The sequence below is a fragment of the Salegentibacter lacus genome (assembly GCF_020164555.1).
Classification (GTDB): Bacteria; Bacteroidota; Bacteroidia; order Flavobacteriales; family Flavobacteriaceae; genus Salegentibacter; species Salegentibacter lacus.
Genome location: NZ_JAIQZB010000002.1, coordinates 242312 through 266863 on the forward strand (window position 1 = coordinate 242312; position 24552 = coordinate 266863).

Annotated in this window: 20 protein-coding genes and 1 tRNA gene; 7 read left to right on the forward strand and 14 right to left on the reverse strand. The window is 36.4% G+C overall.

Annotated features, from left to right (window positions below; translation table 11 throughout):
• Positions 1–83 precede the first annotated feature (83 nt).
• Together gltX and LB465_RS02610 are read left to right on the forward strand one after the other, a co-directional pair.
• Positions 84–1601 carry a glutamate--tRNA ligase gene (gltX, locus tag LB465_RS02605; protein WP_224466675.1) on the forward strand — a complete coding sequence of 506 codons (1518 nt, stop codon included), beginning with the start codon at positions 84–86 and terminating at the stop codon, positions 1599–1601.
• A gap of 324 nt (positions 1602–1925) precedes the next feature.
• Positions 1926–2888: an SPFH domain-containing protein gene (locus tag LB465_RS02610; RefSeq protein ID WP_224466676.1), complete on the forward strand. Its 963-nt coding sequence runs from the start codon at positions 1926–1928 to the stop codon at positions 2886–2888.
• 168 nt (positions 2889–3056) lie between these two features.
• On the opposite strand, the gene LB465_RS02615 is transcribed toward LB465_RS02610, so the two are convergent.
• From LB465_RS02615 to LB465_RS02630, 4 genes are all read right to left on the reverse strand, one after another.
• Positions 3057–3290, reverse strand: coding sequence for a DUF6327 family protein (locus LB465_RS02615; protein ID WP_224466677.1), 234 nt, complete (start codon positions 3288–3290; stop codon positions 3057–3059).
• 5 nt (positions 3291–3295) lie between these two features.
• Positions 3296–3646, reverse strand: a complete 351-nt coding sequence (locus LB465_RS02620) for a phage holin family protein (protein WP_224466678.1) — start codon at positions 3644–3646, stop codon at positions 3296–3298.
• Positions 3647–3656: 10 nt separating this feature from the next.
• Entirely contained in the window at positions 3657–4028 is a 372-nt protein-coding gene (locus tag LB465_RS02625) for a YtxH domain-containing protein (RefSeq protein WP_224466679.1), read from the reverse strand.
• A 141-nt stretch (positions 4029–4169) separates the two neighbouring features.
• Positions 4170–5846, reverse strand: coding sequence for a glutamine--tRNA ligase/YqeY domain fusion protein (locus tag LB465_RS02630; protein WP_224466680.1), 1677 nt, complete (start codon positions 5844–5846; stop codon positions 4170–4172).
• A 396-nt stretch (positions 5847–6242) separates the two neighbouring features.
• On the opposite strand from LB465_RS02630, the gene folB reads away from it, so the two are divergent.
• Both folB and LB465_RS02640 read left to right on the forward strand, forming a co-directional pair.
• Positions 6243–6599: a dihydroneopterin aldolase gene (gene folB / locus LB465_RS02635; protein ID WP_224466681.1), complete on the forward strand. Its 357-nt coding sequence runs from the start codon at positions 6243–6245 to the stop codon at positions 6597–6599.
• A 143-nt stretch (positions 6600–6742) separates the two neighbouring features.
• Positions 6743–6813: transfer RNA gene (locus tag LB465_RS02640), tRNA-Cys, on the forward strand.
• Between the two features lie 51 nt (positions 6814–6864).
• On the opposite strand, the gene LB465_RS02645 is transcribed toward LB465_RS02640, so the two are convergent.
• From LB465_RS02645 to rnr, 3 genes are all read right to left on the reverse strand, one after another.
• On the reverse strand, positions 6865–7572 hold the full coding sequence (locus tag LB465_RS02645) for a LysE family translocator (protein WP_224466682.1): 708 nt from the start codon (positions 7570–7572) through the stop codon (positions 6865–6867).
• A gap of 30 nt (positions 7573–7602) precedes the next feature.
• Positions 7603–8274, reverse strand: coding sequence for a head GIN domain-containing protein (locus tag LB465_RS02650; RefSeq protein WP_224466683.1), 672 nt, complete (start codon positions 8272–8274; stop codon positions 7603–7605).
• A 169-nt stretch (positions 8275–8443) separates the two neighbouring features.
• Positions 8444–10630, reverse strand: coding sequence for a ribonuclease R (gene rnr / locus LB465_RS02655; protein ID WP_224466684.1), 2187 nt, complete (start codon positions 10628–10630; stop codon positions 8444–8446).
• Positions 10631–11750: 1120 nt separating this feature from the next.
• Here rnr and rpiB point away from each other — a divergent pair.
• Together rpiB and LB465_RS02665 are read left to right on the forward strand one after the other, a co-directional pair.
• On the forward strand, positions 11751–12185 hold the full coding sequence (gene rpiB / locus LB465_RS02660; protein ID WP_224466685.1) for a ribose 5-phosphate isomerase B: 435 nt from the start codon (positions 11751–11753) through the stop codon (positions 12183–12185).
• Between the two features lie 190 nt (positions 12186–12375).
• Positions 12376–12813, forward strand: a complete 438-nt coding sequence (locus LB465_RS02665) for a GNAT family N-acetyltransferase (RefSeq protein ID WP_224466686.1) — start codon at positions 12376–12378, stop codon at positions 12811–12813.
• A gap of 88 nt (positions 12814–12901) precedes the next feature.
• Here LB465_RS02665 and LB465_RS02670 read toward each other — a convergent pair whose 3' ends face one another.
• The 6 genes from LB465_RS02670 to LB465_RS02695 form a co-directional block, all read right to left on the reverse strand.
• Complete coding sequence (locus tag LB465_RS02670) at positions 12902–14536, reverse strand: S41 family peptidase (RefSeq protein WP_224466687.1); 1635 nt, start codon at positions 14534–14536, stop codon at positions 12902–12904.
• A 33-nt stretch (positions 14537–14569) separates the two neighbouring features.
• Positions 14570–14950, reverse strand: a complete 381-nt coding sequence (gene rnpA / locus LB465_RS02675; protein ID WP_224466688.1) for a ribonuclease P protein component — start codon at positions 14948–14950, stop codon at positions 14570–14572.
• Positions 14951–15183: 233 nt separating this feature from the next.
• Positions 15184–17040, reverse strand: coding sequence for a M1 family metallopeptidase (locus LB465_RS02680; protein WP_224466689.1), 1857 nt, complete (start codon positions 17038–17040; stop codon positions 15184–15186).
• Between the two features lie 36 nt (positions 17041–17076).
• Positions 17077–18750 (reverse strand): S8 family peptidase, encoded by a 1674-nt coding sequence (locus LB465_RS02685; RefSeq protein ID WP_224466690.1) that lies wholly within the window; start codon positions 18748–18750, stop codon positions 17077–17079.
• Between the two features lie 63 nt (positions 18751–18813).
• A complete protein-coding gene (locus LB465_RS02690; protein WP_224466691.1) occupies positions 18814–19677 on the reverse strand; it encodes an MBL fold metallo-hydrolase in 864 nt (287 codons plus the stop codon).
• A gap of 112 nt (positions 19678–19789) precedes the next feature.
• A complete protein-coding gene (locus LB465_RS02695; RefSeq protein ID WP_224466692.1) occupies positions 19790–21574 on the reverse strand; it encodes a cation:proton antiporter in 1785 nt (594 codons plus the stop codon).
• Positions 21575–21764: 190 nt separating this feature from the next.
• Here LB465_RS02695 and LB465_RS02700 point away from each other — a divergent pair, with 190 nt between their 5' ends.
• Positions 21765–23684 (forward strand): cation:proton antiporter, encoded by a 1920-nt coding sequence (locus LB465_RS02700; protein ID WP_224466693.1) that lies wholly within the window; start codon positions 21765–21767, stop codon positions 23682–23684.
• On the opposite strand, the gene LB465_RS02705 is transcribed toward LB465_RS02700, so the two are convergent.
• Positions 23681–24442: a YebC/PmpR family DNA-binding transcriptional regulator gene (locus LB465_RS02705; protein ID WP_224466694.1), complete on the reverse strand. Its 762-nt coding sequence runs from the start codon at positions 24440–24442 to the stop codon at positions 23681–23683. The genes LB465_RS02700 and LB465_RS02705 overlap by 4 nt on opposite strands.
• Positions 24443–24552: the final 110 nt, after the last annotated feature.

The following is a 24552-nucleotide window of genomic DNA, read 5'->3' on the forward strand; positions in this document are numbered from 1 at the left end:
GTAATTTACCACGGGATTGATAATCCACACATTAGGTTTCGTTTAATAAGGTTGTATCTTTGTGGTTAAAAACAAAATTAGATATGTCAGCTAAAGTTCGCGTGCGTTTTGCACCAAGTCCAACCGGCCCTTTGCATATTGGCGGGGTAAGAACAGCTTTATATAATTATTTATTTGCCAAAAAACACAAGGGCGATTTTGTATTGCGTATTGAGGATACCGATCAAAACCGCTATGTAGAAGGTGCCGAAGATTATATTATTGAATCCCTTAATTGGTGCGGAATTCCTTTTAACGAAGGTCCCGGCAAAGAAGGTGATTACGGCCCTTACCGCCAGAGTGAGCGCAAAGATATGTACCGAAAATATGCCGAAGAACTTATTAAATCCGATAATGCTTATTATGCTTTTGATACGGCTGAAGAATTAGACGCACATAGAAAAGACCACGAAGAAAAAGGCAAAACCTTTATCTATAACTGGCATAATCGCCAAAAATTGAAAAACTCCCTGGCACTTTCTGAAGATGAAATCAGGGATAAATTAGATGCCGGCGAAGATTACGTGATCAGGTTTAAATCGCCTGAAGCAGAAAATCTTCATATTAAAGATGAAATTCGTGGTGAAATGGAAATTGATACCAGCACTTTAGACGATAAGGTTTTATTTAAAAGTGATGGGATGCCAACTTACCACCTGGCCAATATTGTTGACGATCATTTAATGGAAATCTCTCACGTTATTCGTGGTGAAGAGTGGCTGCCTTCTTTAGCGCTTCATTTTATGTTGTACAGAGCTTTTGGATGGGATGCCCCTAAATTTGCGCATTTACCGCTTATTTTGAAGCCGCAGGGAAAAGGAAAATTAAGCAAGAGAGATGGTGATAAACTCGGATTTCCCGTATTTCCGCTGGAATGGAAAGATCCAAATTCAGGAGAAATTTCTGCAGGTTATAGAGAAGACGGATATTTCCCTGAAGCCGTTACCAATATGTTAGCCTTTTTGGGTTGGAATCCCGGAACAGAACAGGAATTCTTTAAACTTAACGAACTGGTTGAAGCTTTTGAAATAGATCGTGTTCATAAAGGCGGAGCTAAATTTGATCCCGAAAAAACCAAGTGGTTTCAGCAACATTATATGCACGAGGCAGATGAAAAAGTAGTCGCTGAAAAGCTGGAAAAAATTCTTCAGCACAAAGAAATAGAAGCATCTTCAGAGTATGTGTTACAGGTAGTTGAATTAATGAAAGAGCGTGCTGTTTTTGTAAACGATATTTGGGAACAGGGTTATTTTTTCTTCGTTGCCCCTACCTCATACGATCCTAAAAATGCGAAAAAAGCATGGAAAGAAGATACTTCAGACCTGATGCAGGAATTAATTGATGTTTTAAAAGAACAGGAAAGTTTTGAGGCTGAAACCTTAGAGGCAAAAGTAAAAGCCTGGATCCAGGAAAAGGAAGTCGGTTTTGGAAAAGTAATGCAGCCATTTAGGTTAGCCCTGGTTGGCGCTATGCAAGGACCCGACCTTTATGAAATTGCCGAAATGATTGGAAAAGAAGAAACCATTTCCCGTTTGGAAAAGGCTATAAAAACGCTGGGCTAAGACATACACTCATTAGTTAAAAAGGCTTGTTTGAAAAGTTTTAGAGACGTCATTCTGAACTTGTTTCAGGATCTAATGTCTGGTTAATTAATTCATGTTAGAAGCTGAAACAAGTTCAGCTTGACAATAAAAGTAAACTTTTCAAACAGCCTATTTTTTTCCTACCTCCTACCACATAGCTAAGTAAAATACTTAAGAGCAAGCTTACGAAGTATTATGATTGGAAATACAATTTGATTTAGAGGCAAGCCTCGGAATATTTAATCTCGATTATCGAGCAAAGTTTCACTATCTTGGGGAACAATCAATTCATAAACTTCAAATATGCTTAGCTACGTCTTCATCCCCATCATTATTGTTTTATTTCTGGTGATCCTTTTCAGCGGAATTTTCACTGTTCGCCAACAAAAAGCGGCGATTTTAGAACGATTTGGAAAGTTTAAAAGCATTAAAAATTCCGGACTTCATTTAAAGATTCCTATAATAGATCAAATTGCCGGTAGAATCAATTTAAAAGTACAACAGCTGGATGTTCTGGTGGAAACCAAAACCAAGGATAACGTATTTGTAAAGTTGAAAATTTCAGTACAATTCCAGGTTATCAGAACCAATATTTACGATGCCTTCTATAAACTTGAAAGTCCGTCAGATCAGATTACTTCTTATGTTTTTGATGTTGTAAGAGCTGAAGTTCCAAAAATGATCCTTGATGATGTTTTTGAACGAAAAGACGATATTGCCATTGCCGTTAACCGTGAGCTTAATCAATCTATGCAGGATTATGGTTATGACATCATTAAAACGCTTGTAACAGACATTGATCCCGATGAGCAGGTGAAACACGCTATGAACAGAATAAACTCGGCAGAACGCGAGAAAGTGGCTGCAGAGTACGAAGGAGAAGCCGAAAGAATACGAATTGTGGCTAAAGCGCGCGCCGAAGCCGAAAGTAAGCGCTTACAGGGACAGGGAATTGCCGACCAAAGAAGAGAAATTGCCCGCGGACTTGAAGAAAGTGTTGATGTACTTAATAATGTTGGTATAAACTCCCAGGAAGCTTCGGCTTTAATTGTGGTGACACAGCATTACGATACACTGCAAGCCATTGGTGAAGAAACCAACAGTAATCTTATTTTATTGCCGAATTCGCCCCAGGCCGGTAGCGATATGCTAAATAATATGGTGGCTTCTTTTACAGCTTCTAACCAGATTGGGGAAGCTATGCGTAAGAAAAACGAAGAAATTGAACAGGAGAAAAAGAATCAGGATGATTCTAGAAAGAAGTAATTAAAAACCTCTTCTTGCCTAAATAAAAAGGGTTTGAAAGTTTGTTTCTGAATCCTACGTCATTCTGAACTTGTTTCAGAATCTAACATTTTAGAACCTGAAACAAGTTCAGGTTGACGGGGATAAAAAATAAACTTTCAAACCCTTATAATATCTATAAGAAGTTTTCTAACCTTTTACTTTAGCAGTTACCTTTTTTAAACCGGTAAGCTTTGTTACAGCTTTAAGAATAAAGGCTTTTTGTAAAATAGATCCTGCCATACTTCCCATAAGCGATAAGGGAGACATAGCACTTTTAGTACGCTCTACATTTAATTTGATCTCCTCCTGGTCTATTTTGGTTTGAAGTTTCAGAATTTTTAAATCCCGATCTATTTCTTTAAATGAACTGTATTCCTTCATAGCGATTAGTCGTTAAAAAATTTTCTTGAAACTTTTACCAAAAGTAATTTTTCAATCGGTTTTTTTCCGAAAATAAGAACAAGGAGGAATAGTAAAAAATAGAATCCGCCAACAATAAAGTAACCAGAAGACGGTGTACCTATAGCCTCGCTAATAACAATAGCCAGCGCTACAGAGACCAATATTAAAGCAAAAATGAAAAATATACCCAATAATAAACCCTGAACGAGACCAATGGCCCCCTTCATAGCAGATTTAAAGAATTGAAGTTTATAATATTCGGTATTGCTGTGGGCAAATGCCTTCAAATTATAATTTAGCTCTTCAATACTTCTGTGTAGTTTTTCAAATGCCATACAAATGCTTCTATACTACTGCTTTATTAGATTTATTGGAATCTCCGCCTTTACCTTCTTTCTGTAGTCTGGCGTTTTGCTTTCTAAGCTCTTCCAATTTAGTTTCCATTGCAGTAAGGATATCATCTGCTTTATGACTTGCTGAAGAAAGTGTTTCTTCCAGACGCGCTTCAAAGTCTACACGAGCTTGTTTAGCTTTTTCGGTTAAGTTAGAAGAAGTTTCAGTATATTTTTTATTTAATTTATCCTGAGCTTTCTTAGACTCATCTTTTAATTTTTTGCGGGTTTTTTCGCCGCTATCTGGTGCATATAATAAACCTACTCCTGCTCCAATTGCAGCTCCGGTAATTAATGCTAATAGTGTACTTCCTGTATTTGCCATAATAGTTTTTTTGTTAGTTAAATTAATACTAGACCCAAAGATACAAGATGGGTTAAGGCTATGCTGTTAATAACCGGTTAATATGTTAAAATGCTTTACTAAAATATTCTTAAAAACCCATATAACCAAATGGATTACAGCTTATTTAATTTTTGCCCAGGAATCTCTAAGTGTTACAGTACGGTTAAAAATAGGTTTTCCTTCTTCAGATTCTTTATCTACACAGAAATATCCTATGCGTTGAAACTGAAATTTATCCTGAACTCCTGCCGATTTTAAACTTGGTTCAACAAAGCCTGTAATCACCTCCAGGGAATCGGGGTTCACGAATTCCATATAATCCTTCTCCTTATCTCCATCCGGATTTTCTACGCTAAATAAGCGATCGTAAAGCCTTATTTCGGTTTCCAAAGCGTGTTTAGCAGATACCCAGTGTAAGGTTCCTTTCACTTTTCGCATAGATTCTTCGGTACCGCTTCCACTCTTACTTTTAGGATCGTAAGTACAATGGATTTCGGTAATATTTCCTTCGGAATCCTTTACTACTTCTTCCCCTTTAATAATATAAGCGTTCTTTAATCTCACTTCTTTCCCCAGGGTTAACCTGAAAAATTTTCTGTTGGCGCTTTCCTTAAAATCTTCCTTTTCAATATAAAGTTCCCTTGAAAATGGGATTTCTCTGCTTCCAGCTGATTCATCTTCCGGGTTATTTTCTGCTTCTAACCACTCTTCTTTTCCTTCTTCATAATTGGTAATCACCAATTTTACAGGATCTAAAACGCCCATAACTCTTGGCGCTGTTTTATTAAGATCTTCCCGGGCGCAAAATTCTAAATGCGCAACGTCTATCATATTCTCTCGTTTCCCAACTCCAATAGAATCGGCAAATTTCCTTATAGCATTAGGAGTATAACCTCTTCGTCTAAGACCGGAAATTGTAGGCATTCTGGGATCGTCCCAGGAATTAACCACGCCCTTCTCCACCAGTTGCATCAGTTTACGTTTACTAACTACAGTATGGCTTAAGTTTCTACGGGCAAATTCACGTTGTTTTGGCTTTAATTCGCCTTCCTTACTTACCTTTTCTACAAACCAGTTATATAATTCACGGTGCGGTAAAAATTCAAGCGTACAGAAAGAATGTGAAATACTTTCTATAAAATCACTTTCGCCATGCGCCCAATCGTACATTGGGTAAATCTTCCAGGTATCATTAGTACGGTGATGGCTTTTATGCAAACAACGGTACATCACAGGATCGCGCATAAGCATATTTGGAGAAGTCATATCTATTTTTGCGCGTAAAACGTGTCCGCGTTCCGGGGTTTCGCCGTTTTTCATTTTCGAAAAAAGTTCGATATTTTCTTCCACGGAACGATTTCTATACGGACTTTCCTTGCCGGGTTCGGTTGGAGTTCCCTTTTGGAGCGCAATTTCTTCGGAAGTCTGACTATCTACATAAGCATCTCCATTCTTAATCATTTCCACAGCCCAATCGTACAGCTGCTGAAAATAATCTGAAGCATAACATTCCTTTTCCCATTTAAATCCCAGCCACAAAACATCCTCCTTTATGGCATCTACAAACTCCTGCTCTTCTTTTATAGGATTGGTATCGTCAAAACGAAGGTTTACGGGAGCATTGTATTTTTCACCCAAACCAAAATTGAGACAAATCGAAGAGGCGTGCCCTATATGAAGATAACCATTAGGTTCCGGTGGAAACCTGAATTTAAGGTCTTCCTTCTTGTAAGTAGTTTGAAGGTCTTCTTCTATAATTTGCTCAATAAAATTGAGCGATTTTTTTTCTTCAGCCATAATTTATTAAAATAGAAAACCTCGTAATAGAGGTTAAAATCAGACATTTATTTTTAGATTCGAGCAAGGCTCAAAATAGTACACCCTTTTACAGGAATAATGCGCAAAGTTACCAAAAAATAGATCGCCGCACCCAAGCATTACCCTACAAGAATAAGATAATTCCTTTTTTATAGCATTTATACTAAACATAATACCCGATTTAAAAACTTTGGAGGTCATTCTGGGAGCAAATCTCACATTTCAAAGATTTTGAAAGAAATATTGGCGATAAACTTATTCATTAATAAATTGATATAAAGCCCCTGCAAACTTATATTTGTAAACTATCTTGGAGCAGGCTCACGAGATATTACAGAGTATATAAATCTCGATTATCGAGTAAAAAATAATCTTTTGGGAAGTATAAAATTAAAAAATATCAAGGTTTTTGCCTATCACGGTTGTCTTGATGAAGAAGGAAAAATAGGAAGCGATTACCGCGTAGATCTAAAAGTTAAAGGTGATCTGTCACATTCAGCCAAAACCGATGCTCTGGCAGATACTATAGACTATGTTCATTTAAATAAAATTGTAAAGGAGGAAATGGCAATTAGATCTAAACTCCTGGAACATGTGGCCGAACGGATTTTAAAACGAGTGCTGGAAGAAATTATTTTAGTACAAAAAGCAAAGGTTGAAGTTTCGAAAATCAATCCGCCTATTGGTGGAAATGTAGCTATGGTTAGTGTTATTAGAAGTAAATCACGTTAATTTATTCGATAAAGCATTATTTCAAAGTTTAATTGAAGAGCAATTTTTTACTATTTTTAATCCTCTAAATCTTCCTGAGGTACGTAGGTTAGTTTTATTTTTTAAACTTAAAATTTTTACTACATTTGCCAACCCTTAAATAGGGCATCGTGGCCGAGTGGCTAGGCAGAGGTCTGCAAAACCTTGTACAGCGGTTCGAATCCGCTCGATGCCTCAAAAAAAGCTCCTTTTTTAAGGGGCTTTTTTTTATAAATCAAAACCAGATTTAATTTTTATCTGGTTTAATGATATCTATAGAAGAAATTGTTTCAATTTGGTCTTGAAGTCCGTTTACCTGGTTAGGAAAAAGGCCCTGGAAAATAAGCATTCCGCCAAAAACGATAAGCATTATACTAATCCCCTTCTTCATAAGATAGATTCGGTTTGGGGTAAGTTTTCTGTTCAATTTTTTAGCCAGGAGAATTTTAAAAACATCTAAAACGAGGTAAGTTCCTAAGACACTTCCGAAGAAAACCATTATCCTGTTTTGCTCCATTTCTAATTTTGGCCCAAAAATGATAATTAATCCCAACCAAAAACCCAGCACGCCAATATTGATAAAATTCAATAGAAATCCTTTTACGGCTAAGCCAAAATAATCGCTTTTACTGAGTTTTCTAATCTCTGGAGTATCATCTTCCTGCCGAAGCACTTTTTTGGTCTGTACAAAGCTCATAACCCCGTAAGTGGCAAGGATCATCCCTCCAAATATGAATAACGCCGGATCGTCTTTAATACTGGCGAGGAGTTTAGTGGTACTTAAATAAGCCACAAATAGGAATACAATATCTGCTACAATAACTCCTAAATCGAATGCAAATGCGGCTCTAAAGCCTTTTATAGCGGCGGTTTCCAGCAGTACAAAGAAGACCGGGCCAAGTAAAAACGCTAAAAAAAGACCTAAAGGTAGGGCTGCTAATACATCCTGAAACATACAATTGTATTATTTTACAAATGTAGACTTTTAGTTTTTTCTAATAACTTTTCCGCCGAACAGGGTATTTTGATCTAAGGTTTTAGGATTTCCATATACGTTTACAGTGCCTCCTGCCCTAACTTTTGCTTCTACGTTTCCACTCGCAGTAATATCTGCAACACCACCGGCTTTAATACTAATTTCGATATTAGTGGATTTTAGATTTTTTGCGAAGAATTTTCCACCGGTATTTATATCAATTTCCTGATCTTCAGTTTTACCTTCAACTTCAATCTCACCACCGGTATTAGAATCTACATAGAGTTTGGTAAGATTTACATCAGCGAAAATATCGGCTCCTTCTGAAGCATTTAAATGAAGAAATTCCTGCTTCAATTTGGAATCAATCTTTATCGAAGCGTTTTGACGGGCGTCTATTTTATCCAGTTTTTTAAACTGAATAGTGATTTGAGTATTATCATTATCCAGAATTTCATCTATGCTCATCCTCACTTTCAAAATGCCATTATCAATTTTGAATTTTACATCAGTCCGGTTTTCACCGGTTACTGTTGCTTTATTCTTATTAGCTTCCTTTAAGATAACATCCAGTCCGTTGTAGACTTTAATTTCGGTAAATTCTCCCAGATCCTGGGTAAGTTCCTGAGCGCTTAACATTCCCACACTCATAAAAAACAATGCAAAAATAATTTTTTTCATCTCTATAAATTTTATTTTTACGCCAAGCTGAACTTGTTTCAGCTTCTAAGATTTTTGTATATCAACAACTTAGATCTCCGAACAAATTTCAAAGCGAGCTCTGAAATAAACCCGTCTGAAGGAACGGGCAGGTTTAGAATGACGTTCCTAATTTTTTTAAGACATTTATTTACTCCTCGTTTTTACCGATTAAGGTAAAATCAAGGTGTCTCTTCACTAGATCGGCATTCTTGACTTTTACGATTACTTCATCTCCAAGCTGATAAGACTTTTTGGTTTTTCTGCCTACAATAGCATAATTATCGGCATCAAAATCATAATGATCCCCTTTTATGTCTCTTAAGCGAATCATTCCTTCGCATTTGTTCTCTAAAATTTCCACAAAAATTCCGAAGTCTGTTACCCCTGAAATCACCCCAATAAATTCTCTATCCTGATGATCTATCATGAATTTTACCTGCATATACTTAATAGAATCCCTTTCAGCATTAGTAGAAAGGTTTTCCATTTCGCTGGAATGGTGACATTTTTCGTCGTATTCGTCTTGTTTTGCTGAAGGTTGACCATCAAGATAACGCTGCAATAAACGATGCACCATAACATCTGGATAACGTCTAATTGGCGAGGTAAAATGCGAGTAATAATCGAAAGCTAAACCGTAGTGTCCAATATTTTCAGTTCCGTAATAAGCTTTGCTCATGGTTCTAATTGCAAGCGTATCTATTAAATTTTGCTCTTTTTTACCCTGAACGTCCTGAAGTAATTGGTTTAAAGAAGAAGAAACGGTTTTCCTGTTTTTAAGGTTTAATCCATGTCCAAACCTGGAAACCAGGCTGTTTAAAGAAACCAGTTTATCTTCATCCGGTTCGTCGTGACAACGATAAATGAATGTTTTCTTTTCATCCCGCTTTCCTATGAATTCAGCCACTTTTCGGTTGGCCAAAAGCATAAATTCTTCAATAAGTTTATTAGCATCTTTGGCGGTTTTGAAGTACACACCAATAGGCTCGTTTTCTTCATCCAGCTGAAATTTAACTTCAACTTTATCAAAAGAAATTGCACCCTGACGCATTCTTGTAGAACGCATCTTTTTTGCCATTTTATTCATTGTCAATACAGCCTCAACAATTTCATCTTTCACCGTATAGGCCTTATCCTGAATAGAAATATCTTCCGGAATTTCTCCTTTTTCAGTTTCTATAATTTGCTGAGCTTCCTCGTACGCAAATCGAGCATCAGAATAAGTAACGGTTCTACCGAACCATTCGTTAACCACTTTCGTGTTTTTATCTATTTCAAAAACTGCAGAAAAAGTATATTTTTCTTCGTTAGGCCTTAAAGAGCAGGCGTTGTTGGAAAGTACTTCTGGCAACATCGGAACAACGCGATCTACCAGGTAAACCGAAGTTGCACGTTCGTAAGCTTCGTCGTCCAGAATAGTACCGGGTTGCAGGTAATGCGCAACATCGGCAATATGAATTCCAATTTCAACATTTCCATTATCAAGATTTCGAAAACTTAAAGCGTCATCAAAATCTTTTGCGTCTGCAGGATCTATTGTAAAAGTTAGAACGTCTCGCATATCGCGACGTCTTTTGATTTCTTCCGGTTGAATAGAAGTATCTATTTGATCGGCAAAATCTTCTATTTCTTTAGGAAATTCGTGGGGTAAACCATATTGTGCCAGGATAGAATGTATCTCGGTATGATGTTCCCCGGGAGTACCTAAAACCTGAATGATTTTACCAAAAGGAGAATCGGCTTTTTCCGGCCACTCTTCAATTTCAACAATTACTTTGTCGCCGTTTTTTGCCTCACCCATTTTGTTCTTCTGAACAAAAACATCGGTGTACATTTTTGGATCGCCTATAACTACAAACCCAAAATCTTTTTGCATATCAAGAACACCAACAAATTCGGTTCTTTTTCGCTTTAAAATTTGTGTTACTTCTCCTTCAGATTTTTTATTTCTCTTGCGGTTGTAAATATAGATTTCAACTTCATCACCGTTAAACGCAGTATTTAAATCTCGAGGCGAGATAAAAACATCATCATCCAGTTCGTCCACCAGCGCATAGGCATAACCTTTTGTGGTCATATCTATCACAGCACGATAATAATCGTTGCTTTTAGTAATTTTAAATTTTCCGCGTTCCTCTTCTTCAATCTGTTTTTTTGCGGCTAACTGTGCTAATTTTTTAATGATATTATTTCTACTTGTAGCATCATTAACTCCAAGTTTAGCGGCAATTTGCTTATGATTAAAGGCTTTTCCAGGTTCCTTTCTAAGGATATCTGTAATACTTTTGGTAAGGTCACCCTGATGTTGGGATTTATTTTTATTCTTTTTACTCATTTCAATATTTAAAGTATAAAATTACGGCTTCTGCATTACATGACATCTATTTGCAATTAAAGTTTTGTTAAGCGCCCTGAAAATTATTCCGTTATAAGATTTTTTTACATTTCATTAACATAATTTCCTTACTGGGTAAAAACCCCTATTTTTTGTACGTCTACAAAATAAAAGTTACTAAATCTTAATTTTTTCTTAATTTTAATTTAAGATAGTTAGATCACTTTATTATCATCTTTACAACATCTGGTAATCAACTTGATATGAATAAAGCGCAAAAAATATCGATCCTATTCTTCCTAATTTTCCTGTTCGGGTTAATAGGTTTTATTGCATCTATAAATATCTCTTTAAATAGAAAAAGCCAGGTAAATATTAAATCAGCCCAGCTTTATATGGAACAGAACATTAGTTATTCTGAAGAAACCATTTTATATTTAAACTAAGTTTAAATAACTGTATTTCAATTTATTAAACATATATTTTTTCTAATATAAAGATATATACTACCAACCTAATTAATTTACAGGCTTTTACATTTCTCAGTATTCAACTTGTAAAGTTCAAAACTCAGATTTTAATTTTAGCAGATAGCATTCAATGTTATTAACATTATATATTATTATTCTTTTTTCTTCTTTTTATAAAAATTAAAAATGATGATGATTATAGCTTGTTAACTTGTAGAACAATTTTTTTAAGCTTTGTTTGGTTTTTAAGTTAGCTTGATTTGATAACAACTTATTAACATACTTCTAAAGTTATAATAGTCTGTAAATCCTACTATTTTAATATTTACTTAACAAAAGTTAATAATCGATTCTTAATATCAAATCGGGATAATTGGAAAATAATTTACTGTTCACAACCTGTTTTTATCTGCTGATAACTTCTCTAAAAATAACAGACTTATAATTTGATTTACTCGGCAATATTTTGCTATTGAAATTTAAATTGAATACCGCAAATAAGTTTCTCAGTTTCTCATCAATGCTTATTCACAATACTATGTCAATAGTAAAGCCTTGATTTTTAAGCTTATTTAAAAAGTAATTAACAATTGAAAACAGCGCTGTTACTAAGTGGATTTTTTACCTTTGTTTCAGCTAAAAACTTAATTATGAAAATTGCAATAGGAAACGATCACGCCGGTACCGGATACAAGAAAAAGGTAGTTGATTACCTTAAAAACAAGGGGATAGAAGTTATTAACTATGGAACAAATAGCGACGATAGTGTAGATTATCCTGATTTTGTTCACCCTGTAGCCGATGATGTTGAAAACCAAAAAGTAGATTTTGGAATTATTATTTGCGGAAGCGGTAACGGTGCTAATATGACAGCTAATAAACACCAGGGAGTTCGTTCTGCTTTATGCTGGATGAGTGAGATTACCAAACTTGCACGGGAACATAATGATGCTAATATATTGAGTATTCCGGCACGTTTTGTTTCTGAACACCAGGCTTTAGATATGGTAAGGATTTTCCTGGAAACTCCTTTTGAAGGTGGAAGACATCAAAAACGAGTAGATAAAATCCCGATTGAAAATTAGAAGTATTGTTTAATTATAAAACAGGCCGTCTAAAAAGTCAAATTTCGTCAAGCTGAACTTGTTTCAGCTTCTAACATGTTTATATTGTCAACATCTTATATTCTGAAATAAATTCAGAATGACGATTTAAAAAGCCTTTTTAGACAGGTCTTTTCTTTCTTAGTTTTCAACAAATCTTCATTAGAAATATATGAAAATCATTATAAAAACTTTCAATGAACTTAGTCTTGAAGAACTCTACCAGATATTGCAACTGCGCTCTGAAGTCTTTGTGGTAGAACAGGATTGTGTTTATCAGGATATAGATGGAAAAGATCAAACTGCATTGCACGTTCTTGGAATTAAAGAAGAGAAAGTAATCGCTTATACCCGCTGTTTCGATCAAGGATTTTATTTTGATGAAGCCGCTATTGGCCGTGTCGTAGTAAAGGAATCTGAAAGAAAAAATGCCTACGGCCACCTTATTTTAAAAGCTTCAGTTTTAGCAATAGAAGAGCGATTTAATACCAAAAATATTAAACTTTCTGCCCAACAATACCTAACCGATTTCTACGAAAGCCACGGTTTTATGCAAATTGGAGAAGGCTATCTGGAAGATGGAATTCCCCATGTCGCGATGGTTAAATAACTACTCGATAATCGAGTTTTGAATATTCCTTCCACAAGTATTAAGTATTCAGATGCTTTAAGCTCAAAGGGATAATATCCTAAATTAGTTACCTCAAAATTTCAGAATACCGCTGTGTATCGTTTAATATAGATTTAGCTTCCAGGATTTCGGGATTATGATCTACATAGTATTCATATAAACCTTCCTTATAGAAATAACGTTTAATAATTTCATCGGTTAAAATGCTTACTATTTCGTGTTTCTTTTCGTCTAATTCTTTCTTCTTTTGAGCATCAATTTCAGTAGAAATACTTTTATATTGATCTAAGATATCCTGTTCATAACCTTCCTGCGAGGCTGTTGCCAAAAGTTCTTCAAGCTCTTGCTCTGTAGCAGTCTTATAATCAAAATCTGAAGTTTTTAAATAAGATTTAAAATTGTTGAAATCTGTATCAGTGAAGTTAAAAGCTTCAGGATCGCTTAATTGATTTTTATAATAATATTCAGTAGCAAAATCGAAGATGGCATTTTCGGCAAGTAGGGCGTTGGTGATATTACTGTATTCTGAAGTTTCCAGTTTTACATCTGGAGAAATTCCGCCGCCATCATAAACACTGCGACCGTTTCGGGTTTTAAACTCGTTGTAATCTTCAACAGTTCGTTTTATAGCTTTTCCATCCTCATCCCTTTCTGCATAATTAAGGGCTTGTATGCACCTTCCGCTAGGTGTATAATAGCGGGAAATCGTAATCTTAAGCTGAGTCCCGTAAGCAAGCTCTTTAGGACGTTGTACAAGGCCTTTACCAAAGCTACGAGCACCAACTACTACGCCCCTATCCAAATCCTGGATAGCACCTGCTACGATCTCGCTGGCAGATGCACTTCTGCCGTTTACCAAAACAACCAACGGAATTTGTGTATCTACAGGTTCTTTTTGGGTATGGTAAGCTTTGTTGTATTTCTCTATAACAGATTTTGTGGTGGTAATCAACTCGCCTTTTGGGAGAAAAATATTACTCACATTTATAGCTTCGGTTAATAAACCTCCCGGATTTCCTCTAAGGTCGAGGATAATTTCTTCTGCCCCCTGTTTTTTTAAATCTTTAAGCGCTCTAATGGTTTCCGAAGAAGCTTTGGCGTTAAAGCGAGAAAGCACTATATACCCGGTTTTTTCGTCCAAAAGTTCATAAAATGGGACCGCTTTTAATTGAATAGCACTCCTTGTAAGTTGGGTTGATTTAATTTCTCCCTGGCGTTTATATTTTAAATTGATTTGCGAATCTGGAGAGCCATTTAGCAGTTCTCCAACATCATCGGTATAATCGGCTACTTTTATTCCTTCAATTTCAATAATTTCATCGCCGGCCTTTAATCCTGCCTCATCGGCAGGATAACCTTTATAAGGTTCCATAATTAGCAATGCATTTTCAATAACCTGCACGGTAGCTCCAATGCCGCTGTATTCCCCAGAATTATTAATTCTTGCTGCTTCTACATCCTGCTCGTTCCAATAATTGGTATAAGGATCTAAATCGGCCAGCATTGCTTTAATTGCGGTATCCATCAACGCGGCGGGATTGGTTTCTTCAACATAGTTCATGTTGATTTCCTTAAAAAGTGTGGTAAAGATTTCAATCTGTTTGGCGATCTCAAAAAAATCAGATTTAAAACCAAAACTGCTGAATATTAGCGTGGCACCCAGCGTAATTACCGCAATTTTTTTGGCGAGTTTATTTTTCATTTTCTATATTTTTTAAGCTGATTATTTGAGAAATCAACATTGCTTACTTTCTTTTTCCCTAAATTTCTCCATCACCTTTATCATCGTCCTATTCAGTTCTTCCAGGCAGATTTCTTCTCTGGAAATGTAAATAAACATCAGGGCATAAGGTTGTGGGAAGTCACTGGTTACAAGATACTTATTTTTTCTGAAAGCTTCCCGCATCAACCTTTTAATTCGGTTGCGGCCAACAGCGGTTTTCACCAGTTTTTTAGGGACCGAAACCCCTGTTTTAAATTTGGTGATTTCGGGATTGGTAATGGGAAGATAGATGAGTTTTAAAGGATATTTTTTAACCGATTTTCCTTCCTGAAATAATATATCTATGAGCTTTTTGCTCTTTAATTTTTCGTCTTTTCCAAAACTTTCATCCATAATTCAAAAGTAAGGATAGTTTTAAGTTCTCTATGAAAAATTTAAGCGTAATTAATAAGCTATGGAGATAGAATTATATACGTTAACCTGATCCTATTTCAGGTTCTAATAGGTTTAGATTCTGAAATAAAATTTAGAATGACGATTTGAAAAATTGGTTTATAATAATAAATAAAAAAGACCTCACAGGTTTTTGAAACTTGTGAGGTCTAAATTTTAATATTGAAAAATTATTATTCCTGCCCTTCCTCTCCTTCTGTAGAAGTTTCTTCTGGAGTATAAAGGTTGTTATCCCTGTTTACATCTGCCATTAACTGAGATTCATCAATTTCTATACTTTCTATCTCATTCAATGGTTTATCAATATTTAACTCATAGGTTGGTTTTGCCCAGGCCCAATCGTCTGCAACGGTCCAGTTTTCGTGTTCCGCAGCTTTTTCCCATCGCATTAATTGCAACGGAATATAGATCATCTCTTCTTGGCCATTAGTGTAACGAACAGTAATATCTATAGGCATTGGCATCAAATTGTGACGCTCTAAAGTTACTTTGGTTGAATTATCTTCGGCTTCGGTAACTTCTTTGATTCCGTAGTCTATAGTAGCGGTTGTACGCGTCCAGTCGTTTAAATACCAGTCTAGCTCTGCTCCTGAAACTTTTTCAGCAATTCTTATAAAATCGTTAGGCGTTGGATGTTTAAATTTCCATTCGTCATAATAACGTTTTATGGTTTTATCAAGATTTTCCTCTCCAATAACATAACCCAACTGTGCTAAAAATACAGCACCTTTAGAATAAGCTGATGCTCCATAAGCAGCGTTTAAATGATAACGATCGGCTTGGGTGGTTTGTGGTTGTTCCATGCCAGAGTTTGCTAAATTCAAATAACTACGATACGAACCTGTATGCGGATTTTCAGCATACGTTTCCATCACCTGGTTCATGGCACGGCTGGAGATATAGCTGGTAAAACCTTCGTCCATCCACTCGTGTTTACTCTCGTTGGTAGCCATTAAATGCTGAAACCACGCATGTGCAAGTTCGTGAGCGGTCACTCCTACCAGGCTTCCAAAGTTACGTTCTCCTGTAATTAGGGTTAACATGGCATATTCCATTCCCCCATCTCCACCCTGTACTACAGAGTATTGATCCCAAGGGTAAGGCCCAATGTTTTCATTGAAAAACAACAATAAGTCTTCAGTCTTCTCCTGAAGGTTTTTCCAGTTTTCTTTTATTTCATCATTGTCTTTATAGAAAAAGTGAAGTACGGTTCCGTCTTCAGCAGTTCTTTTGTCGTGAATATATTCCGGATCTGCAGCCCAGGTAAAATCGTGCACTTCTGGCGCCACAAAATGCCATGTATGGGTATCGCCTTCAGCATCTACCTCTTCATCACTATAACCGTGGCCAATTTCATCAGGATTTTGAAGATATCCTGAAGCTGCAACGGTATAATCTTTATCGATGGTAAGTTTTACGTCAAAATTTCCCCATACACCGTGAAATTCACGGCCAATATAAGGCGCGGCGTGCCAACCTTCAAAATCGTATTCTGCCATTTTAGGAAACCACTGGCTCATAGAAAGTGCAACACCTTCTGAGCTGTTTCTTCCTGCACGACGAACTTGCTCAGGTACCTGCCCTTCAAATTCCATATTAAAAATGGCTTTTTCTCCCGGTAAAATAGGTTCGTCCAATTCAACTTCCAACACGGTACCAACTTCTTCAAAAGAAAGACCTTTTCCGTTTTGGTTAAGGCTGGATACTCTTAAATATCCCTGCTCTGCTTCGCTTAATTTTGAAATACGGTCTCCTACCCTTCTATCAGGATCTTGTATGGTTAATGACCGTACGTCCATTTCACTTCCCGGTTGGAAAGCATTAAAATACAGGTGATAAAAAACCCGGTCTAAAGTATCAGGCGAATTGTTGGTGTACACCAATTCCTGAGTTCCTGTATATTGAAAATTTTCAACATTCATATCTACCTCCATCTCATAATCTACGTGCTGTTGCCAGTAACTGGTGCTGTTTTGGGCACCAGCCAGGGAGGTTGCTATAAGGGCTATACTTAATAATAATTTCTTCATTTAATTGTGGTTTTTATGATCAAATACTAATTAATTCTATTTTGTTTGTGAAGCTAAAATAAGGGCGTTGTAAAGATTTACCATTTTCCCTGAGGTAGATAATTCTTTAAAATCCTGAGTGTTGCTTCTATCGCCGCCAACAATTACATCGGCATTGGTGGTTAAACCGCTATCCATAATTATCTGTTTAACCTGTGCAGCGCTAAGTTTTGGATAAAAAGATCGAATAATTGCTGCTACGCCGGCAACTGCAGGTGAAGCCATAGAAGTACCCTGTAAATATTCGTATTCATTATTTGGCGTTGTAGACCAGATTTTCGTTCCGGGTGCGAAAACATCAATATTGGTTTTTCCGTAGTTAGAAAAATCGGCTACCAGTTGAGAACCGTAGTCAAAATTAAGTGCGCCAACAGTTAGAAAATTATCTGAAATTTCTTGTGGTGCCTCAGGAGTTTGATCGTTAGGATAAACAGTATTTTCGTCTAAATTAAGCCCTTCATTTCCTCCTGCATTTACGATTAAAACATCGTTTTGTGCAGCATATTCAATAGCTTCTGTAACCCACTCAGGGTTTGGAGAAAAATACTTTCCAAAACTTGTATTGATCACTTTTGCACCATTATCTACTGCATAACGAATTGCAAGGGCGATATCCTTATCATATTCATCACCATCAGGCACTGCACGCAGCACCATAATTTCGGCATTATTAGCTACGCCGTTTATACCAATATTATTATTTCTTTCTGCAGCGATAATTCCCGCTACGTGAGTACCGTGTTTAAGATCTTTTTTATCCTGTGAAGGACCCATAACATTCGCATTACCATAATAGGTATCGGTAATATCATAAGGATCGTCACCTACAGGGTCACGACCGTCTAATTCTAAGTTTAAATGGGTTTCTAAACGATTTGCATAATAATCAATCCCTTCATCCAGCTCTTCTAATGCTTTAGGTATATTTTCGTTTACGTTATTCTGAATTTGCTGAAGCATTCCTTTATACTGAGCCAATTGTCCAGTAGCTTCCATTTTATTAAGCTCTTCTTTGGTATAATCTTCCTTACCAAGTTGTGAAGAAACCGCCTGATGTGCTGCTACGAGTTGTTTTTTGATTTCCTGGTACTGATTTCTGTTCTGAATAGTTTCTTCATATTCCTTTTCGTACTCTTCTTTTGCTTCCTGGTAGTAAATATACTCAGCACGATCGGCAGTACTAATAGAGCTTGCAGGTTTACCTTCATATTTAGGCTTTAAACGCTTATAAATACGGGTGTACTCCATATTTTCTTCAACGGCATCACCTAAAAAGTTCCAGCCGTGCATATCGTCTATATAGCCGTTATTATCATCGTCTTTTCCGTTACCGGGGATTTCATCGGTATTGGTCCAGATAACACCATCCAGGTCTTCATGCTCGATATCTACACCGCTGTCTATTACGGCTACTATAGTTTTTTGACCTTTGTTGTTTTTAATTATTTCTGAATAAGCCTTATCTACGCTCATTCCTGGAATAGTGTCGGTCATAAGATCGGCACCGCCCCAACCTTTGAGCTGGGTTTCAGAAAGATCGGTGATCTTAAGAGGAATAGAATCTATATTGGCAATTGGGGTAGAAACTATTTGTGGGGAACCACTTCCGCAGGAAGCTAAAATAAGTGCGCTTCCCATAACTAACGCAGGTTTTAAAAAGGGTATTTTCATTTATCCTATTGAATTTAATTTGCCTTAAAGGCTATATTTATTGAGTTTTAAGCGAATCTAATTTTAATTAAAGAGGTCCTTAAAAGTAAAAGTTTTGTCTAACCTAACTCCTTTTTCGGTGTTTTTTAAAGTGATAATTTCGTTGTGAGCATCGTGCTCCAGAAATAAATAATAACCTTTATCTGCAGCTTGTTTTAGAAACTTTTCTTTTTCGGTTAAAGTAAGCAAGGGCCGTGTATCAAAGCCCATTACGTAAGGTAATGGAATATGGCCCGCAGTTGGCAGTAAATCTGCCATAAAAACAAGGGTTTTATCTTTATACTGAATATGGGGTATCATTTGCTTATCTGTATGTCCATCTGCAAACAGTACGCCAAAATCGAATTCCTTAGATTGAATGAAGTTTTTGTTCTCTTTACGATCTAAAAAATGAAGTTGACCGCTCTCTTCCATCGGCAGAATATTTTCTTTTAAAAATGAAGCTTTTTCCCGGGCATTTGGTTCTGTAGCCCACTTCCAGTGATCTTTATTTGTCCAGAATTTAGCATTTTTAAAAGCCGGTTCGTAACCGGTTCTGTCTTTATTCCATTTAATGGCTCCTCCAACGTGATCAAAATGTAAATGAGTTAGAAAAACATCGGTAATATCGTCACGGTGAAAACCATTTTCTTCAAGCGATTTATCTAAAGAATGTTCGCCCCAGGGATAATAATAACCAAAGAATTTATCGCTTTGTTTATCGCCCATTCCAGTATCTATAAGGCTAAGTTTATCACCGTCTTCTATAAGTAAACAGCGGGCTGCCATATCTATCATATTATTAGAATCAGCGGGATTGGTCCTGCTCCAAAGGCTTTTTGGAACCACGCCAAACATAGCACCACCATCTAATTTAAAATTACCAGATTCTATTGGGTATAATTTCATAAAATTTAATTTAGGTTCTGCAAATTACTAAAAGCAAAAAACATGCACTGCTAAAATTCTGTTAGCAGGCATGTTTTAAAATTAAAAGCTTCAAAATTGTAAAATTTGGAAACTATTCCAGGTAAAACACTTTTTCGCCTTCGGCAATAGTATCGTTATAATGAAAAGGCCTTTTAATTCCTTCAGTATTAATTATAAAAAATGGTAAAATTGAATTTTTATCGCCTCTATGTTGTTTTACCCAATCACGCGTAGAAATTTCTTCTTCAATAGTCTGCGTATTTTCTTCAAAATTTCCGTTACTAATTTTTGCTGCCCAGGGTTTTAATTCGGTTTTATTAGCAAAAAGGGATGTAGCGTTAATTTTATCTAACATATCTACATCGGCACCGGTCTCACTCGGGGACACCAATACAATCTTGTTAGGAATATAGAATGCATCATCTGCCAGTTGTGCTGCGAGAAAGTTTATTTCACTGTTCCCGGTAAGCCCAATAAAGGTACCTTTTTCTATGGCTTTGGCGTCTTCCATAGTTTCTTCCTTTAAAATATTGCCATACATACTGTTGAAACCCTGTTTTTTAGCTTCTTCAACCATTTCGCGGTTGGCATCTATAACAACCACTTCGTTTTTATCCTGAAGCTGTTTTGCCATATATAAACCAAGCGGATTAGCACCTAAAATAATATATCCGCTTTTTGATTCCTGGAGAACAAGTTCGTTGCGGTTTCTTAGCCAATTCGTGGTCCAGGTTAAAAAAAGTGGAACCGTAAGCGTAGTAAAAATGGCCATAAATACCAGGATGGAGAATATTTCATTCGTAATAATTCCCATCTGCAGGCCAATTCCTGCAATAATAATTTCTACTGCACCACGCCCGTTCATTCCGGTTCCTACCGTAATTCCTTCACGCCAACCATAACCGCTGGGCAAATAGAACAAAGCGGTACCAAAGATTTTACCTACCATCGCAACTACTGTTACTACGATTAGCATCATGAGATCGGTTTGAAAAACTTCCAGAGTCACATTAAATCCTGCGGAAACAAAGAAAATAGGTGCTAAAAATCCTATAGAAATATCGTGGAAAATATGGTTGATATCTTTGGAGATTTGCCGGTTAAAAACCCCGTCACGAATAAATAAACCTGCCATAAAAGCTCCCAGGATACTATGTAAACCGGCTACTTCTGCCAATTCTGAAAATCCCAGTACTATAATAAGAATTAGGGTAAAATGAAGCGTTCTACTGGTGTAGTTAGATTTCATTAAAAATTTACCCAGAAGAGGTAATAGATAAATTCCAGCAAGCGCGGTAAAAACAAAGAATAGAATGGCTTTTCCTGCCACCCAGGCCAGGCCAAGACTATCTATACTACCGGCATCTACGTAACTTACAATCCCTGCAAAAATTACAAGGGCCAAAGTATCAGAAATTAAGGCACCCGCCATAAGTACATAGGCTATTCTTGTATTGAGGAGTTTTAAATCTACAAGAATCCTGCTTTTTGTAGCGAGCGAGGTGACGGCTACTGCAATTGCTACAAAAATGGCTGCCATTTGTGTACCTCCAAAATAAATTATGGAATAATAACCAAGAACAAAGGGCACAATAAAACCTCCAATAGCTGCTAAGAGCCCTGGCCAGGAAGCTTTCCCAAGATCTCGGAAATTAATTTCCATCCCTATATAAACCATAAGAAGGATAATTCCAACTTCTGCCAGGACGTTAATCATTTCAGAAGTTTCCATTAAACCCAGGAGGGCAGGGCCAATTAAAATACCTATAATGAGCTCTCCCAAAATTGCGGGATAACCAAGTCTTTTTGCAGCTGAGCCACCTAACCAGGCACTGAATAAGATAATTAGGAGACTCAGGATATTTAATTCTTCCATAAAGAATATTTTGGTTGTTGAAGCTACAAAATATCAATATTTTTATGAATTTCAGATAATAAATTATGTTAAATGAGTATAGAACTTATTTATTAAGCATTCTTGAGTAAAAAGCCTGAAATCATTATAAAGTTGCCATTAAATCAACCTATTTTTGTAAATAGCAATTTATAGCTCAAATAATTAACGCATGTTAGAACTTGCAAGTTTGGTGATATTGGGAATCCTTGCCCAGTGGTTGGCCTGGAAGATTAAAACCCCCGCAATTTTACCACTTATTTTAATTGGTTTACTGGTGGGTCCACTTTCAACTTTAATTAGTGAAGATGGGACCAAATGGGTAGAACCTATTTGGAATGGCTCTGAAGGTTTATTTCCCGGGGAAAGCCTCTTTTACTTTGTATCACTGGCAATTTCTATTATTCTTTTTGAAGGCGGTTTAACCCTTAGAAGAAGTGAGGTAGGAAATATTGGCCCGGTTATTTTAAAACTTATCAGCGTTGGAACACTAGTGACTTTTCTAGGTGCCGGTTTAGCTGCACATTTTATATTTGACCTCTCCTGGCAAATTTCCTTTTTATTTTCAGCATTAATTATCGTAACCGGTCCCACGGTTATTTCACCAATACTGCGAAATATTCCTTTAAAGACTCATGTTTCCTCTATTTTAAAATGGGAGGGAATTCTTATAGATCCTATTGGTGCGCTTATTTCAGTATTAATGTTTGAATTTATTAGGGTAGAAGGCGGACAGGATTTTACGCAAACGGCGCTAATTGAATTTGGTAAGATTTTACTTTTCGGATTTACTTTCGGATTTACTTTTGCCCATTTGCTCGCATTTTTGATAAAAAGACAAATCATTCCGCATTATTTACTCAATGTTTTTATTCTCGCTACCGTCCTTGGGGTTTTTGTTTTAGCAGATACATTTGCTCACGAAAGCGGACTTCTTGCTGTAGTAATTATGGGAATGGTGATGGGTAATAAAAAGTTACCCAACATTAAAGAACTTTTATATTTCAAGGAATCGCTAAGTGTTTTATTGATTTCTATACTTTTTATTCTTCTCGCCGCAAATATCGAAGTTGAAGAATTATTGCTGGTTTTTAACTGGAATTCGCTTATTCTTTTTGGGGTAGTTGCTTTACTGGTAAGACCTATTGGCGTTATTCTAAGCTCCCTGGGCTCAGGTTTAAAGGTTAATGAAGTGGCTTTTATTAGCTGGGTTGGACCAAGGGGTATTGTAGCTGCAGGTATTGCTTCTTTATTCGGATTGAGATTGGCGAGAGAGGGTATTGAAGGGGCAGAATATATTACACCCCTTGTATTTATGATTGTGCTTTGTTCGGTTTTATTAAATGCGGCCACCGCGAGGCTTTTTGCGCGTTTGGTAGGAGTCTTTATTAAAGATTCACAGGGAATTCTAATTATTGGAGCCTCGTCAATCGCAAGATTAATAGGGAAATACTTACATGATAATGAGCGACACGTAGTGCTGCTGGATAATAATTCTGATAATGTAAATAAAGCCAGGGATTTAGGGATTGATGCTATTGAAGGAAGTGTTTATTCAGATGATCTTATGAATAATATTGAACTGAATGATATTGGCTACTTAATGGCAATGACCGGAAACAGTGATATTAACAAAACAGCTATCAGTAAGTTTAAAAAGCAATTTGGTGAAAAAGGATCTTTTAGAGTAATCACTGCCGATGAAATGAACAATCCGGAGAAAAATCCAACCGAAGGCTTGTTTTCACATACCGATGATTATATTAAACTTACTGAAGTTTCAAGAAAATATCCAAAAATCCACGAAGTAACGCTTAATAGCAAAGAGCACTACGAAGGCCTAATTGAAATTTCTAAAACCGATCCTGATATTATCCCGCTTTTTGTAAAAGATAATAAAGGAGGCTTAACTATAATACCCTCACATAGTTCTGAAGTAGAGATTGAAGAGGAGTATCAGCTGGTTTACCTTGGGAAGAAAATTCAACGGGAAGAAAAAGCCGAAGAAGATTATGATGAAACCATAGATAAAGAGGAAGCTGAACAGGATATAAAAGAGAAAAAAAAGCAGGAGCAGGAAGAAGATATTTAATCTTCGTGCTCCATTTCTGCTACTAATTCGTCGGTGATTTCCATATTGTGATAAACGTTTTGAACATCATCATCGTCTTCGAATTTTTCAACCAGATTCAGGATTTTTTTGGCATCTTCAACCGGTAATTCTACCGTATTCAGAGGAATTCGTTGTACTTCAGATGATTTGACTTCTATCTTTAATTCTTCTAATTTGGAAGACATTAGTCCAAAGTCATTAAAATCGGTATAGATCGTAATAAAATCATCTTCCTTTTCAATTTTTGAAGCACCGCCTTCAATAAGTTCGAGTTCAAATTCCTCGAGATTCATCACTATTTTTTCTCGTTCAATTGTAAAAACCCCATTTTTATCGAAAAGGAATTCAAGCGAACCATTGGTTCCTAAATTTCCGCCGTTTTTAGAAAAAGTAGAGCGAATTGATGCTACGGTTCTATTTGTGTTATCGGTAGTACATTCAATAAAGAAAGCTATTCCATTGGGTCCATAGCCTTCAAAGGTTACCAGTTCATAGTTGTCAGCATCAGCACCGCTAGCCTTCTTTATAGCGCGTTCAATAGTATCTTTAGGCATATTGACACCCTTAGCATTAGAAATGGCATTACGTAGGGCCGGATTGGCTTCAGGATCTTCTCCTCCGCCTTCTTTTACTGCAACACTTATTTCTTTGATTGCTCGGGTAAATTGTTTTGCTCGCTTTTTATCCTGGGCTCCTTTACGGTGCTTTATATTTGCCCATTTGCTATGTCCGGCCATTGTGTTTAAATTTATAGTCTGTAGTTGGTAGACTAACAAAAGTAAGAAAATGTAGAAAATCAAAAAACCTCACAAGTAGCTGTGAGGTTTTTTGTAAGTATATAAAAGGC